General features: G+C 72.5%; 12 protein-coding genes. 6 read left to right on the forward strand and 6 right to left on the reverse strand.

Features of this window, described 5'->3' with window-relative positions; all coding sequences use genetic code 11:
- Nucleotides 1-58 precede the first annotated feature (58 nt).
- The 6 genes from ABT171_RS03220 to ABT171_RS03245 all read right to left on the reverse strand — a co-directional run bounded on the left by ABT171_RS03220 (nt 59) and on the right by ABT171_RS03245 (nt 7,546).
- Nucleotides 59-688, reverse strand: coding sequence for an antibiotic biosynthesis monooxygenase family protein (locus ABT171_RS03220; protein ID WP_351239229.1), 630 nt, complete (start codon nt 686-688; stop codon nt 59-61).
- Nucleotides 675-1,688 carry an aromatase/cyclase gene (locus tag ABT171_RS03225; RefSeq protein ID WP_351239231.1) on the reverse strand — a complete coding sequence of 338 codons (1,014 nt, stop codon included), beginning with the start codon at nt 1,686-1,688 and terminating at the stop codon, nt 675-677. Before ABT171_RS03225 ends, ABT171_RS03220 begins: the two co-directional genes overlap by 14 nt.
- A gap of 116 nt (nt 1,689-1,804) precedes the next feature.
- Nucleotides 1,805-2,848 carry a ketoacyl-ACP synthase III family protein gene (locus ABT171_RS03230; protein ID WP_351239233.1) on the reverse strand — a complete coding sequence of 348 codons (1,044 nt, stop codon included), beginning with the start codon at nt 2,846-2,848 and terminating at the stop codon, nt 1,805-1,807.
- 25 nt (nt 2,849-2,873) lie between these two features.
- Nucleotides 2,874-4,502, reverse strand: a complete 1,629-nt coding sequence (gene cimA, locus ABT171_RS03235; RefSeq protein ID WP_351239235.1) for a citramalate synthase — start codon at nt 4,500-4,502, stop codon at nt 2,874-2,876.
- 168 nt (nt 4,503-4,670) lie between these two features.
- Nucleotides 4,671-6,422 carry an MFS transporter gene (locus tag ABT171_RS03240; RefSeq protein ID WP_351239237.1) on the reverse strand — a complete coding sequence of 584 codons (1,752 nt, stop codon included), beginning with the start codon at nt 6,420-6,422 and terminating at the stop codon, nt 4,671-4,673.
- Nucleotides 6,423-6,523: 101 nt separating this feature from the next.
- Nucleotides 6,524-7,546 (reverse strand): CaiB/BaiF CoA transferase family protein, encoded by a 1,023-nt coding sequence (locus ABT171_RS03245; protein ID WP_351239239.1) that lies wholly within the window; start codon nt 7,544-7,546, stop codon nt 6,524-6,526.
- A 173-nt stretch (nt 7,547-7,719) separates the two neighbouring features.
- On the opposite strand from ABT171_RS03245, the gene ABT171_RS03250 reads away from it, so the two are divergent.
- The 6 genes from ABT171_RS03250 (at nt 7,720) to ABT171_RS03275 (ending at nt 14,522) form a co-directional block, all read left to right on the forward strand.
- Nucleotides 7,720-8,841, forward strand: a complete 1,122-nt coding sequence (locus ABT171_RS03250) for an epoxide hydrolase family protein (RefSeq protein WP_351239241.1) — start codon at nt 7,720-7,722, stop codon at nt 8,839-8,841.
- A gap of 109 nt (nt 8,842-8,950) precedes the next feature.
- On the forward strand, nt 8,951-10,213 hold the full coding sequence (locus ABT171_RS03255) for a cytochrome P450 (RefSeq protein WP_351239243.1): 1,263 nt from the start codon (nt 8,951-8,953) through the stop codon (nt 10,211-10,213).
- Complete coding sequence (locus ABT171_RS03260; protein ID WP_351239246.1) at nt 10,210-11,238, forward strand: zinc-binding dehydrogenase; 1,029 nt, start codon at nt 10,210-10,212, stop codon at nt 11,236-11,238. Before ABT171_RS03255 ends, ABT171_RS03260 begins: the two co-directional genes overlap by 4 nt.
- Nucleotides 11,239-11,277: 39 nt before the next feature.
- Nucleotides 11,278-12,360: a winged helix DNA-binding domain-containing protein gene (locus ABT171_RS03265; protein WP_351239248.1), complete on the forward strand. Its 1,083-nt coding sequence runs from the start codon at nt 11,278-11,280 to the stop codon at nt 12,358-12,360.
- Nucleotides 12,361-12,449: 89 nt separating this feature from the next.
- On the forward strand, nt 12,450-13,214 hold the full coding sequence (locus ABT171_RS03270; protein ID WP_351239250.1) for an SDR family NAD(P)-dependent oxidoreductase: 765 nt from the start codon (nt 12,450-12,452) through the stop codon (nt 13,212-13,214).
- 75 nt (nt 13,215-13,289) lie between these two features.
- Nucleotides 13,290-14,522 (forward strand): cytochrome P450, encoded by a 1,233-nt coding sequence (locus tag ABT171_RS03275; RefSeq protein WP_351239252.1) that lies wholly within the window; start codon nt 13,290-13,292, stop codon nt 14,520-14,522.
- Nucleotides 14,523-14,557 lie beyond the last annotated feature (35 nt).

Genomic DNA, 14,557 nt, shown 5'->3' on the forward strand with positions numbered 1-14,557 from the left:
CCGAGGACCAGGAGGTCCTCGGCTCGGTCACCGCTGGGCTCGCACGCCCCGGAACGGTTCAGTCGATCACGCGTTCGTAGGCCACGTGCCGGGTCCGCTCCAGCACGACCTCGGTGCCTCGCTCCAGCTCCTGCCGGGCCGCCCGGACCGGCTCGCTGTCCAGCGCCCGCTCCAGCGACTCGGCGTCCCGCCACCACAGCACGCCGGTGTACAGGGCGGGGCGCAGCAGGGAGCGCAGCAGGTCGCTGCCGCCGAAGCCGCCCGCTTCGCCGAGGCGGTCGGCGAGGCCGGCGAACCGCCGCTCGAAGGCGCGCCAGTCCCCGCCGACCCGGGCGCGCAGCAGGGCGACGCTCTCGGTGCCGGGCCGCGCGCTGTCCCGCAGCACCCGGCCGACGCTGACGGCCTGGTCGACCTCCGTCTCGACGAGCGGTTCCAGACGTTCGACATGGCCCAGGAACGTCTCGTCGTGCACGGTGTCGCGGAAGGCGCGCAGGGTGCGCCAGTGCCCCAGGTGGACGTACACGTGCGGATGGTCCGTGAGGCGTACGGTCACCAGGAAGTCGAAGTCGGTGCGGCGGCGCAGGAACTGGGAGTGTTCCCGGAACAGCCGCTCGAACCTGTCGGTGTCGCCCTTGACCTCGAATCGGTTGATGATCGTGACGGGTCCGGTGAGATCACGTCCCGGCATGCACGTCCTCCGCGTAGTGCTTGGCATGGCGCAAGGTGGTCGAGCTGTTGGTACCCAGGGCCTTGCGGACCAGGGCCCGGGCCTCGGCGAGCGTGGCGTCGGGGCCGAGCGCGGAGCGTACTCCCTCGGGGTCGAGCACCACCGTGTGCCAGGAGGTGACGGTGAGGGTCTCCCCGTCGCCCGACGGTTCGATGGTCCAGCGTCCGGTGTGCACGCGCATGGCCACCGGTACCCGCAGCTGCTTGTACACGATCTCCCCGCGGTCCTCGAAGCACACCCGGACCGAGGTGGTGTTGTGCAGGGAGCCGTCCGGGCTGCGGGTGTCCATGTCCATGTGCTGGATGCCCGGTTCGTCCTCGGTGAGCGCGAGCCGCGCCACGTGGGGCAGCCGTTCGGGCCACAGGTCGGCACGGTCCAGGAAGGCGTACACGTCGCCCGCGGCACCCGCGACCGTCACGGAGTCGCTGAAGGTGAACCGGAGTTCGTCCGCGGACTCGCCGAGTTCCGCCGCGTTCTTCAGGGCGGCGAGTTCGGCGACGCTGTTGCGGTCGACGGCGCGTTCGATGAGCTGCTCGGCCTCCGGGTCGTCGTGGACCGCGCGGTAGTCGTGCAGCAGCACCACCCGGGTCGTGCCGTCCTCCAGGGACTCGATGCGCCAGGTGCCGCCCATCGAGGCGACGGGGGCCGCCGGGACCACCTGGCGGAAGGTGACGGTACGGGAGTGCGGATCGAGGGTGCGGCGGGAGGTCCAGGTGCGGACCTGCTCGTTGGCGATCGCCCAGATGCGCAGCAGCTGCTCGCCGGCGCCGCTGTCGTCCCGGCTCTCCTCCAGCACCTCGACGTGGACGGTGGGCCCGAAGACCTGGGGCCAGGAGGCGACGTCGGCCACCAGCGCGTAGCAGGTCTCCGGGGGCGCCGCCACGGTGACGGCGTGTTCCGTCAGATGCGTTCCGGTGACGGGGGCGGTGTCCGGTGTCTCGCTCGTAACGGTCGTCGCCACGGCGGGTCCTTCCTTCGGGTCGTGCCGTCCGGGACGGCGATCAGCAGAGTGGCACAGCCGCCTGGAGCGCTCCTCGACGGCGGGTGGAGACCGGCCACATCGGGCCGGGTACGGCGTCAGGCCCCCTCGGCGCCCGCCCAGTCGGGGCGTTCGGTGATCTCGACGACGGCGCAGCCCCAGCTGTAGCCCGCTCCGACACTCACGAGGACGCAGCGGTCGCCGGGGGCCGCCCGGCCCGAGACCAGCAGGTGGTCGAGGCTCGCGAACTGGTCTCCGGCGCCGAGGTGGCCGACGGTCCGGCTGAACTCCCAGGTGGTGCGCTCCGGTTCGATGCCGAACGGGGTGTAGTAGATGGACTGCAGCCGCCGCCGCCCGAAGTGCGGAAGCACCACCCACCGGGCGTCTCCGAGTTCCATGCCGGCGTCGGCGAGCGCCTGCTTGAGCACGGTCTGCTGTCCGGCGTGCGCCCGGGTGATGGCGTACGACATCCCCACCCGGCCGACGAAGGCGCGCTTGGCCTCCTCGAAGTCGACGGGTGTCCGGCTGCTGAACGGGGCTCTGGTGAACGGTTCGTCGCCGCGGTGCAGGGGTTCCAGTGACGGGTCGGCGTGCAGGGCGAGGGAGAGCAGGCGGGCGAAGCCGCCGCGCCGGGACAGGACGAGCGCCGACGCGCCGTCGGCGTAGGGCGTGCCGGGGTCGGTCTGCCAGCGGTCGATGCCCGGGGTGCAGAAGCGGTCGGCGCAGGTGAGCAGGGCGTCGCCGTGGCCGTGGCCGGCCGTGAGGTAGGCGGTGGCCAGGTCGAGGGCGGCGAGGCCCCCGTTCGACATCTGCCGGATCTCCAGGGCGGGGCAGTTGTTGCCGAGGGCCTCCCGCTGGATGTACGAGGCCACGGGCCACAGGTCCTGGCCCTGGTGGTAGGTGTCCGCGTGCAGCACCAGGTCGACGTCGGCCGGGGCGCTGCCCGCGCGGGCCAGTGCCGTCCGGGCGGCGTGCGCCGCCATCTCGGCGGCGGACTCGTCCGGGGAGTACGCCACCGAGACGGCGCCGGTGGCGGCGACGAGGCGGGCCGGGCACTCGCCCGCGGCCACGGCGTCGTCGATGCGCAGTCGGGACGGGAGACGTACGGAGGTCCCCCGCAGGTAGATGTCTTCCACACGCACAGCCGCTCCAGAGGGTTCGAAGGGGTCAGCCGGCCGGTGCGGCCACCAGGCGCTCGGCGTCCTCGCGCCGCCCCGGCGCGTCGGACAGGGCGTAGTGGACGGCGTCCAGCAGAGCCGTCAGGGCCGCCCCCGTCGCATGCCGGTCCACGCCGACGGTGCCCCAGCGCCGCTCACCGCACTGGAACGACAGCAGGACCCGCACCGAGGGCGGCGTCGTACGGTCCCCGGCGAGTTCCCGGACCGTGTGCCCGGTCAGGCGCAGCCCGGCCAGCTCGGGGAAGACGGGGTCCAGCGCCTGGTGCAGGGCGGCGTCCAGGGCGTGCACGGGCTCCCGGCCGGTGCCGCCGGCCGTGCACGGCTCCCCCGCGACGCGCAGCCGCATCGAGGCCCGCGCACCGCCTCCGTCCCCGTCCCCGTCCCCGTCCAGGGAAACCTGCCAGGACTCCACGGCGAACGGCTCCGGCGGAGTGTGCCCGGCCAGCTCCGCGCGCAGCAGCAGCGCGAAGGAGGCGTCGGCGGCCTCGAAGCTGTAGCCGCGGCTCTCCAGCTCCTTGATCCGGGCCGCGGCCCGGCCCACCGCCTCCGAGCCGGCCCCGACGTCGTAGCCGAGTTCGCGGGCCTTCAGCTCCACGGAGGACCGTCCGCCCATGTCGGAGACCAGGACGCGCATGGTGTTGCCGACCCGGCCCGGGTCGATGTGCTGGTACAGGCCGGGGTCGACGCGCAGCGCCGAGGCGTGCAGGCCCGCCTTGTGGGTGAAGGCCGCCGCGCCGACGTAGGGGGCCGCGGGGACGCCGGGGATCCCGGTGACCTCCGTGATGGCCCGGCCGGTGGGCTCCAGCTCCGCGAGCCGCTCCAGCGGGATCACCTCACGGCCCCGTTTGAGGACGAGGTTCGCCATGACGGTGAACAGGTTGGCGTTGCCGCAGCGTTCGCCGTAGCCGTGCGCGGTGCCCTGGGCGTGCACGGCACCCGCGTCCACGGCGGCCATGGTGTTGGCGACCGCGCAGCCGGTGTCGTCGTGGCAGTGGATGCCGACGGCGGCGCCGGTCATGGCGATGGTGTCGGCGACGACCGCCTTGACCTCCTCCGGCAGCGAACCGCCGTTGGTGTCGCACAGCACCACGGTCTCGGCGCCGGCCTCCGCGGCGGTGCGCACCACTTCCAGGGCGTACTCGCGGTTGCTGACGTACCCGTCGAAGTAGTGCTCGGCGTCCAGGAACACCCGGCGTCCGGCGAGCACCAGGTGCTGCACGGTGGACCGGATCATGGCGAGGTTCTCGGCGAGCGTGGTGCGCAGCGCCCGGTCCACATGCCCGGTGTGGCTCTTGGCGACGAGCGTCACCACCGGCGTCTCCGCCTGCAGCAGCGCCCGCACCTGCGGGTCCTGGGACACGGCGACGTCGGGCCTGCGGGTGGCGCCGAAGGCCGTCAGCAGGGCGGCCCCGAGGTCCAGTTCGGTGCGCGCCCTGCGGAAGAACTCGGTGTCCTTCGGTATCGCGCCGGGCCAGCCGCCCTCGATGAACCCCACGCCGAGGGCGTCCAGGCTGCGCGCGATGGCGAGCTTGTCGTCGACGGTGAGGGCCAGGCCCGCCATCTGGGTTCCGTCGCGCAGGGTCGTGTCGTAGAGCTGGAAACCGCTCTGTCGCGCCATCGTCCCTCCTTCCTGTCGGGCCTGCACTTCGCTGCGCCGGCTTGGGCCAAGACTCGGGCCGGGGGCTTGAAAGGGCCCGGAGCGGGGGTTGAACGCCCGGGCGCTGCAGCCCGGGCATGTCTGAGGGGCCGGGCGGCTGGTTGCCGTCCGGCCCCTCACGGAGGCGGTTCAGGACGCCGGGGCGGTCTCCGGCTCACCCGCCGGCTGCTCCTGGCGCAGGCGCTTGGGCAGGGCGAACATCAGCAGGAACACCGCGGCGGTGACCCCGATGAAGGTCTTGAGCAGGGTCTGGAAGCTGTCGGAGAAGGAGTCGCCGACCTGCTCCTTGCCGTAGGTGCCGACGACCTGCGCCACCTTCGGGTCGCGCAGCGGCTGCACGGTGCAGCTCGCGGGCACCAGGGAGGCGTCCTTCTCGCTCGCCCGGTCGATCGCGCAGGTGCGGTAGGCCGCGGCGATCCTGTCCGCGTCACCCGGGGTGACCCGGGCGCTCGCCACCAGCTCCTTGCGCAGCTGCGGCAGTTGGTGGTCGACGTTGCCCGTGGTGTTGCCGACGATGCCGCCGAAGAAGACCACGCTGATCAGGGCGCCGCCGATGGCGAAGCCGAGCTGGGTGTTGGTGTTGACCACACCGGAGGCCGAACCCGCGTGCTCGTGCGGCACCTCGGAGGTGACGATCAGCGGCAGCGGCGTGGCCACCGTGCCGAAGCCGAGACCGACCAGGAACAGCGGGATCGCGATCTTCCAGGAGGTGACGTCGTGGCCGTACTTGCCGGCCACCCAGATGTACGTGCCCAGGCCGATCATCAGCACCAGGGCACCGACCTGCATCGCCTTGCGGCCGAACTTGGGCACCAGGATCATCACGGACGAGGTGGCCGTGAGGAAGGCGCCGATGCAGAACGGGAGGCTGGTCAGACCGGCCCGCATCGGGGACCAGCCCTGGCCGACCTGCATGTACAGCGTCCACCCGATGGTGAACATGCCCATGCCCGCATAGAAGATCAGGTTCACCCCCAGGCCGGCCGAGTAGCTGCGGGTGCGGAACAGGCCCAGCTCCACCAGCGGCGAGTTGTCCCGGCGCGTCTTGGTGCGCTGCCAGGCGACGAAGCCGGCCAGCACCAGCACCGAGGCGCCCATGGAGACGAAGCCCAGCGCCGGCCAGCCCAGCTCCCGGCCCTGCAGCAGCGGGAAGACCAGCATCACGAAACCGATGGTCAGCAGCACCACACCGCGGATGTCCAGCCGCAGCGCCTGCGGCGCCTTCGACTCGGTGATGACCTTGGCGCCGTACGCCAGACCCACCAGGCCGACGGGCACGTTGACCAGGAACACCAGACGCCAGTCGAGACCGAACAGGTTCCACTCCACCAGCAGGCCGCCGAGGGCCAGACCGAGCGTCGCGGCGAGACCGCCGACCAGGCCGTGCAGCGCGAAGGCGGTGCCGCGTTCCTTGTCGTTGAAGGTGACGTGGATGATCGACAGCACCTGGGGCACCATGACACCGGACGACGCGCCCTGGACCACCCGGGCGACGACCAGTTGCCACGGCTCCTGGGCGACACCGGCCGCGAGCGAGCACAGGGTGAATCCGGCGACGCCGACGAGGAACATCTTCTTGCGGCCGTAGATGTCACCGAGCCGGCCGCCGAGGATCAGGGTCAGGGCGAAGGCGAGCTGGTAGCCCACCAGAACCCACTGGATGGCCGAGTACCCGGCACCCAGCTCCCGCTGCATGGAGGGCGCCGCCACATTGGCGATCGTGCCGTCCAGCAGATCCAGGAAGGCGGAGACGAGCAGCACCAGCAGGGCTGCCCAGCGCCGGGGGTCCAGCGGCCTGTCCCCCGCCGTCGGATCCGCGCCCGCCGTCCTGCTGTCCACCTCCGTCTCGACGGACGGAGCCTGTTCGGACGAAATAGCCATGATGGGGCCTCTCCTATTACTCGGGGGGGTTGTCTGGGGGATGGGTGTGGGGTGGGGCGATGGTGGGCAAACCTGTCGCCCACCGGGCAGGATGACCCCGGTCAGTCGAATTCCGCTGGAGTCCTGCTGAAGCGCGGCGCCGGGGTGGCGGGTCCGCTGCCCCTGGCCCGGTGGTGAGGGTGCTCGGCCGCCTCCGCGACGCTGAGGACCGGCGTCACGCACGCTTCCGTGTCGGCGAAGCGGCGGGCCCAGTCGTCCCGGCTCCGGGTGGCGAACCGGCGGGCGAACACCCGCCGCAGCGAAGGCCAGTTGACCGGGTCGCTCCGGTCGGGCAGCCGCTCGGGATCCAGCTCCAGGCCCGCGAGCAGCGCCCGGTAGAACCGTTCCTCCAGCGCGCCGACGGCCACATGCGCGCCGTCGGAGCACTCGTAGCAGGTGTAGAAGGGCGCACCGCCGTCCAGCAGATTGACCCCGCGCTCGTGCCGCCACTGCCCGCTGTCGGCCATCGCGGTCAGCATGCCGAGCATCGCGCCGGCCCCGTCCACGATCGCGGCGTCCACGACCTGCCCCCGGCCCGAGGTCTGCCGCTCGTACAGCGCGGCCAGCACCCCGGCGACCAGGAACATCGCACCACCCGCGAAGTCGCCCAGCAGATTGACCGGCGGCACAGGGGGCCCGCCGGCCTCGCCGATGGCGTGCAACGCGCCCGTCAGAGCGAGGTAGTTGATGTCATGCCCCGGGGTGCGGGCGAGCGGGCCCTCCTGGCCCCAGCCGGTCATCCGGCCGTACACCAGGCGGGGATTGCGCCCCAGGCAGACCTCCGGGCCGATACCGAGCCGTTCCGCCACGCCCGGCCTGAACCCCTCCACCAGGACGTCCGACTGCTCCAGCTGCCGCAGCAGCCAGTCGACGTCGCCCGGGTCCTTGAGGTCCAGTTCCACCGACCGGCGCCCACGGTCCAGTTCCCCGTGCCAGTCCACGAACGACCGGACGCCGTCGGCCCGGTCGATCCGCACCACATCGGCCCCGAGGTCCGCGAAGATCATGCAGGCGAACGGGGCGGGCCCGATCGCCGCGAGCTCCACCACCCGCAGGCCGTTCAACGGTCCTGTGCCTGTCGACATCGCGGCTCCTCCTCGTCGGAGTGGGCACGCTGCAAGCGGCCCCTGGAACTCCGCCTCAGCAGCACTCGCGCCGCTCTCGAACCGGTACGCCGCCGGCCGGTTCCAGCCGTGCTCTAGCCGGCCCTCCTAGCCTCCGCGGGACACCAGTACGCACCGACCCGGGAGGCCCAGCGATGAGCAGGGACGTCACGCCGTTCCACGTGGCATTCGACGAGGCGGACCTCACCGACCTCAGGGACCGCCTGGCCCGCACCCGCTGGCCGGAGCCGGAGACGGTGGACGACTGGTCGCAGGGCGTACCGCTGGCGTACCTGAAGGAACTGGCCGGATACTGGCGGACCGGGTACGACTGGCGGCCGGCCGAGGCCCGCCTGAACGCTTTTCCCCAGTTCCGCACCGGGATCGACGGACTCGGCGTGCACTTCCTCCACGTGCGCTCCCCGCACCCGGACGCCCTGCCGCTGCTCCTCAGCCACGGCTGGCCCGGCTCGGTGGTGGAGTTCCTCGACCTGATCCAGCCCCTGACGCACCCCGAGGACCCGGCCGACGCCTTCCACGTGGTCTGCCCCTCGCTGCCCGGCTTCGCCTTCAGCGACAAGCCGTCCGCCCCCGGCTGGACGATCGAGCGCACGGCCGCGGCCTGGGCGGAGCTGATGGCCCGGCTCGGCTACGACCGCTACGCGGCCCACGGCGTCGACTGGGGCTCCTTCCTCACCGGCGTACTCGGCGAGACGGACGCCGCTCACCTGGCGGGCATCCACCTGGCGATGCCGTTCGCCAGGCCGCCGCAGGAGCAGGTGGCCCTGGACGACAGGGATCTGGCCGGGCTCGCCGCGCTCAAGGAGTTCCAGCAGAACGAGGGCGGCTACTCGGCGATCCAGGCGACCCGCCCGCAGACCCTCGGATACGGCCTCACCGACTCCCCCGTCGCCCAGCTGGCCTGGATGGCCGAGAAGTACTGGGCGTGGAGCGACCACGACGGCGACCTGGAGAAGCTGATCCCGCGGGACACGCTGCTGGACTGCGTGACCCTGGCGTGGCTCTGCCGCACGGGTGCGTCGTCGGCCCGTATCTACTGGGAGAGCCACAACAAGATGGCGCTCGCACCGGTGCGGGTGCCTGCGGCGCTTTCCGTGTTCCCCAAGGATGCGCGGATGCCGCGGGCCTGGTGCGAGGCCCGCTTCGCGGATCTGCGGCGCTGGACGGACCACGAGCGGGGCGGGCACTTTCCGGCGTTGGAGCAGCCGGAGTTGCTCGTGGAAGAACTCCGCTCGTTCTTCCGCCCGTTGCGCTGAGTGCGCAGGTGCGGCTTCGTCGTGGCCGGTCGCGCCCACGCGGCGGAGCCGCACACGGACCCAGCCCCGCGCCCCTTTCGGGGCGCTTCACCACCGAGGAGTCGTCATCGTGCCGGACGTGCACTCCACCGAGGAGCTGCCTCCCTTCCCCTTCCCGGGGTCCAGTTACCGGGGCCCCGCGCCGCTGTTCGCCCGGCTGCGGGGTGAGCGGCCGGTCGTGCGGGTGGCGTGGCAGGGCGGCGGGCATGCCTGGCTGGTCACCCGGTACGCCGACATCAAGGCCGCCCTCGAAGATCCCCGGCTGAGCCGGGCCGCCGCCTACGCCCCCGGGGCCCCTCGCTTCGACGGGCTCTTCCAGGCGCCGCCCGGAATGATCATCTCTGTCGATCCGCCGGACCACACCCGGCTGCGCGCCCTGGCCGAGCAGGCCTTCTCGGCGGAGCGGATCGAGGCGATGCGCCCCCGCGTACGGGAGCTGGCGGGGCGGCTGCTGGACTCCGCGGAACGCGCGGCGAAGGAGACCGGCGGCCCGGTGGACCTGGTCGCCTCCTTCGCGGCGCCGCTGGCGATGACCGTGATCTGCGAACTGCTCGGCGTACCGGAGGCGGACCGGGGCCGGTTCCACGCCTGGGTACGCCGGTTCGCCGATGTGTCGGCACCGCCCGAGCACAGCGCGGAGGGCGGCAGGAAGCTGGGCGAGTACATCGCGGGGCTGGTGGCCGCCAAGCGGCAGACCCCCGGGAACGACGTACTCTCCGCGCTGATCAGCGCCCGGACCGGCCATGACGCGTCCGCGGCCGGCCGGCTCTCCTTCGACGAGCTGGTGGCCCTGGGCTTCACCCTCCTCGGCGCGGGCTTCGACTCCTCCGCGGGCCAGATCGCCAACTTCACCCTGGCCCTGCTGGCCGACCACCCCGACGCCTGGCGACACCTCGGCGAGCATCCCGAGGACATCCCGCCCGCCGTGGAGGAGCTGCTGCGCACGGTCAACCTGAACGGCAACGACACCTCGGGGCTGCCAAGGATCGCCACCGAGGACGTGGTGGTCGGCGGCGTCACCGTCCCGGCCGGCGACGCGGTCTTCCTCGCCTTCCCCTCGGGCAACCGGGACGCGGCGGTGTTCGACCGGCCCGACCACGTCGACCTGCGGCGCGGGGGGCCCGGGCATCTGGCGTTCGGCCACGGCATCCACCGCTGTCTCGGCGCCTCGCTGGCCCGCCTCGAACTGACCGTCTCGATCGAGGAGTTGACCCGGCGCTTCCCGGGCGCCCGGCTCGCCGTGCCGGAACAGGAGCTGTGCTGGCGGCTGGGCGACGTGAACCACAACCTGCTGGCCCTACCCGTCCACCTGCACTCCCAGGAGCACTCATGACCACCGAGCAGCTGCCCGCGACGAGCCGCGAGATCCGGCTCGCCGCCTATCCCGACCCCGAAGGACCCGTCACCCTGGAGCACTTCGCGCCCGGCGAGTCGCCGCTCGGCGAGCCCGGCGAGGGGCAGGTCGTCGTGCGCAACGACTGGATGACGCTGGGCTCGGTCGCCCGGGACCAGATGAACCCGGACACCAGGCTGCCGATCCCGGTGTTCCAGCCGGGCGTGGCCATGTGGGGCCGTACGGTGGGCACGGTGGTCAGGTCCCGCAGCCCCCTGCTCGCCGTCGGCGATCTCGTCGAGCACTTCAACGGGTGGCGCGAGTACGCCGTCGGCGCCGCCCACGAGTTCTTCAGGCGGGACCGCTCGCTGCTGCCGGGGCCCGAGTACTTCCTCTCCCAGGGCCCGACCGCCTGGCACGGCATGGTCGGCACCGCGGAAGTCCGCGAGGGCGATGTGGTGTTCGTGTCCGGCGCCACCAACGGGGTCGGCGCGCTGGCCGGGCAGATCGCCAGGCTGAAGGGCGCGGCCCGGGTCATCGGCAGCACCGGTTCCAAGGAGAAGACCGGCTTCCTGGTGGACGAGCTGGGCTTCGACGCCGCGTTCGACTACCACGACGGTCCGGTGGCCGAGCAGCTGGCGGAGCTGGCCCCGGACGGGCTGGACGTGGTCTTCGACAACGTCGGCGGCGAGCAGTTCGAGGCGGCGGTCCAGGTCGCGGCGCCGGGCGCCCGGTTCGCGCTGTGCGGGGCGCTGGCCGGGCAGCACGGTGCGGACGCGGGCGGTCATCCCCGGCTCGCGCTGATGTCGGCCATCACCAAGTCACTGACGCTGCGCGGTTTCGCGACGCTGCACACGCCGGACCAGATCGAGGAGTGGAACGCCCGGTTCGGCGCCTGGCTGCGCGAGGGGCGGATCGTCTTCCCGCACACTGTCGTCGAGGGCGGGGTGGCCGTGCTGCCCGAGACCTTCGTGGCGCTGCTGGAACGCAGGTACAGCGGCACCGTCGTGGTGAAGCTGTCCTGACCGGGGCCCCGGTCGCGGGGAGAGAGAGGCGGAGGCGGGATGACCGTACTGGACCGGCGCGCGCTGAACAGGGCGCTGCTGGCGCGGCAGCTGCTGCTCGCACGGCGGCCGGGGTCCGCCTCCGCCGTCCTGGAGCACCTGGTCGGCATGCAGGCGCAGGCGCCCGACCCGCCGTACATCGGCCTGTGGACCCGGCTGGCCGGCTTCGCCGCCGGGGAACTCTCGGAGCTGATCCGGGGGCGTGCGGCGGTGCGTCTCGCGCTGATGCGCGGCACCATCCACCTGGTCACGGCACGGGACTGCCTGTCCCTGCGGCCGGTGCTGCAAAGTTCCCTGGACCGGCAGCTGACCAGCACCTTCGGCCGCCGCCTTGAGGGCCTCGACCTGGACGAGGTCACCGCGTACGGACGCAAGCTGTCCGATGCCGAGCGGCTCACGCTGGGCGGCCTCGGCGCGCTGCTCGCCGAACGCTGGCCGGGGTACGAGCCGTTCGCCCTGGCCAACGTCGTCCGCGCCCGCGTGCCGCTGGTGCAGCTGCCGCCGCGCGGGCTGTGGGGCGAGAGCGGACAGGCCGTGCACGGCACGGCCGAGACCTGGCTGGGCCGGCCCCTGGACACCGGCACCGCGCCGGACACCCTGGTGCGGCGGTATCTGGCGGCCTTCGGACCGGCCACCGTCAAGGACGTCCAGGCCTGGTCCGGGATGACCCGCATCGGCGCGGTCGTCAAGCGCCTGCGGCCCGAACTGCGGGTCTTCCGGGACGAGAACGGCGCCGAACTGTACGACGTCCCCGACGCGCCGCTGCCGGATCCCGCGACGCCGGCACCGGTGCGGTTCCTGCCGGAGTTCGACAACATCCTGCTCGGCCACGCCGACCGCGGCCGCATCCTCACCGAGGAGCAGCGGCGGCTGGTCTTCACCCGCAACGGCCTGATCAGGTCGACGGTGCTCGTGGACGGTTTCGTACGGGCGCTGTGGCGGATCGAGGACGGCGCCCTGGTCGTCGAGCCGCTGGGGCGTGCCCTGGCACGCCGCGACCGCACGGCCGTGGAACGCGAGGGCCGCGACCTGCTGGCCTTCGCGGCACCGGGCCTCACGCACCCGGAGATCCGCTGGGTCTGAACCCGCGCCTGCTCTCCCCGGGCTCGACCGCCGCCCAAGACGCACCCGCTGTACTGGCTCCCTCGGACCGAACCAGAGAGGGAACCGCCATGCCGGACCAGCCCTTTGCGGAGCAGACCGTCGTCGTCACGGGAGGCGGCACCGGTATCGGCCGTGCCGCCGCGCTGTCGTTCGCGGAACTCGGCGCCCGCAGCGTGATCATCACCGGGCGGCGCAAGGAACGGCTCGCCGAGGTCGCCGCCCGGCACGACGCGATCGTGCCGGTGGGCGCGGACGTGACCACCGAGGCCGGCGCCCAGGCCGTCGCCGACGCGGTGGGCGAGCGGGGCGGCGCGCTGGACGTGCTGGTGCACAACGCGGGGATCTTCCGTTTCAGCCCGCTGGCGGCGCTGGACGCGGCCACCGCCCGGGACGTCGTCGAGACCAACGTCCTCGGCCCGCTGCTGCTCACCGGCCACCTGCTGCCCCAGCTGCGCTCCCCCGGCGGCCGGATCGTGCTGGTCTCCAGCCGGGGCGGCCACAACCCGGGCCCGGACAGCTCGGTGTACTCGGCGAGCAAGGCGGCCGTGCACAGCTTCACCCGGAGCTGGGCCGCCGAGCTGGCGCCGCGCGGCATCCGGGTCAACGCCGTCGCCCCGGGCTTCGTACGCACCGAGGCCTACGCGGCCAACGGCCTCGGCCCCGAGCAGGTCGAGGGCCTGTTCGCGGGTGTCGCCGCCACCGTGCCGCTGGGCCGGATCGGCGAGCCCGAGGACGTCGCCCAGTGGATCACCCGCCTCGCGGACCGGGCGAACGAGCTGGTCACCGGCCAGATCATCACGGTCGACGGCGGTCTGGACATCGCCACCCGTTAGGTCCCGGGCCGCTGGCCCGGCATCTGCCGGGCATCCACTCCTTCCGATCCTCCCGTCCTCCCGAAAGGACCCACCGTGACCACCAGTGCCACCGAGGCGGACACACCGGCACCGGCCGCCGAGGCCAAGACGTTCCCGTACGCGCGCACCTGCCCCTTCACTCCGCCCGCGGAGTACGCGGAGATGATCGGCAAGGACGTATCGCAGGTCACCCTGACCGGGTCGGGTCTGCGCATATGGACGGTGACGGGCTACCAGACCATCAAGACGCTGCTCACCGATCCGCGGGTCAGCGCCTCCCGCAAGCACGCCAACTTCCCCTTCTACTTCATCGCCCCGCCGGAGTACCGCACGGAGACGTCGTTCATCGGCTACGACGGCAAGGAGCACAGCTCCACCCGGCGCAAGGCGGCGCTGACGTTCACCAACCGGCAGGTGCAGCGGCTGCGGCCGCGCATCGAGGAGATCGTCGACGACCACCTCGACAAGCTCCTCGCGCTCCAGCCCCCGGCCGACTTCCACCGGGTGTTCTCGCTCGCCGTGCCCATGACGGTGATCTGCGAGCTGCTCGGCATCCCCCAGGACCAGCACGACTTCTTCATCAAGCACGGCACGGCCCTGCTCGGCGGGCACAGCAGCACCGAGGAGCGGCAGGCCGCGATCGTCGAGGTCAACGCGTACATCCGGGAACTCATCCAGCTCAAGCGGCGCGAGCCGGGCGAGGACCTGCTGAGCCGGGCCATGGCCGACTACGCGGAGTCCGGCGAGGAGTACACCGACCGGGACCTGTTCAACATGGTGCGGCTGCTGATGAACGGCGGCCACGAGACCACCGCCAGCCAGATCTCGCTGGGCACGGCCTGCCTGCTGGAGAACCCCGACCAGCTGGAGCTGCTGCTGAACGACCCGTCGCTGGTGAAGCCGGCCGTGGAGGAGCTGGTGCGCTACGCGACCATCGGCGACACGGCCGTACCGCGCGTCGCGCTGGCGGACATCGAGATCGGCGGCCAGGTCATCCGCAAGGGCGACGGCATCCTCTGCCTGGGGCTCGCCGCCAACCGCGACCCGGAGGTCTTCCCCGAGCCGGAGAAGCTCGACATCACCCGGGGCAGCCGCAAGCACCTGGGCTTCGGGCACGGCGTGCACCACTGCATCGGCGCGGACCTGGCCCGCCTGGAGCTGGAGATCGTGTGGAGCAAGCTGTTCCAGCGCGTTCCGACGCTGAAGCTGGCCAAGCCGTTCCTGGAGATCCCGCGCAAGGAGGGTGCCGTCATCTACGGCCTGTGGGAGCTGCCCGTCGTGTGGTGAGACCCGTCCCCGGACGGCGAGGGGCCCGGTACCGC

It is taken from the genome of Streptomyces sp. NPDC001851, from assembly GCF_040297165.1.
Classification (GTDB): Bacteria; Actinomycetota; Actinomycetes; order Streptomycetales; family Streptomycetaceae; genus Streptomyces.

Excerpts from the sequence above, each read along its gene's own strand:
- cimA (WP_351239235.1), bottom strand. The coding sequence starts at position 4,502 with ATGGCGCGACAGAGCGGTTTCCAGCTCTACGACACGACCCTGCGCGAC.
- ABT171_RS03245 (WP_351239239.1), bottom strand. The coding sequence starts at position 7,546 with ATGTCGACAGGCACAGGACCGTTGAACGGCCTGCGGGTGGTGGAGCTC.
- ABT171_RS03220 (WP_351239229.1), bottom strand. The coding sequence starts at position 688 with ATGCCGGGACGTGATCTCACCGGACCCGTCACGATCATCAACCGATTC.
- ABT171_RS03260 (WP_351239246.1), top strand. The coding sequence starts at position 10,210 with ATGACCACCGAGCAGCTGCCCGCGACGAGCCGCGAGATCCGGCTCGCC.
- ABT171_RS03250 (WP_351239241.1), top strand. The coding sequence starts at position 7,720 with ATGAGCAGGGACGTCACGCCGTTCCACGTGGCATTCGACGAGGCGGAC.
- ABT171_RS03270 (WP_351239250.1), top strand. The coding sequence starts at position 12,450 with ATGCCGGACCAGCCCTTTGCGGAGCAGACCGTCGTCGTCACGGGAGGC.
- ABT171_RS03265 (WP_351239248.1), top strand. The coding sequence starts at position 11,278 with ATGACCGTACTGGACCGGCGCGCGCTGAACAGGGCGCTGCTGGCGCGG.
- ABT171_RS03240 (WP_351239237.1), bottom strand. The coding sequence starts at position 6,422 with ATGGCTATTTCGTCCGAACAGGCTCCGTCCGTCGAGACGGAGGTGGAC.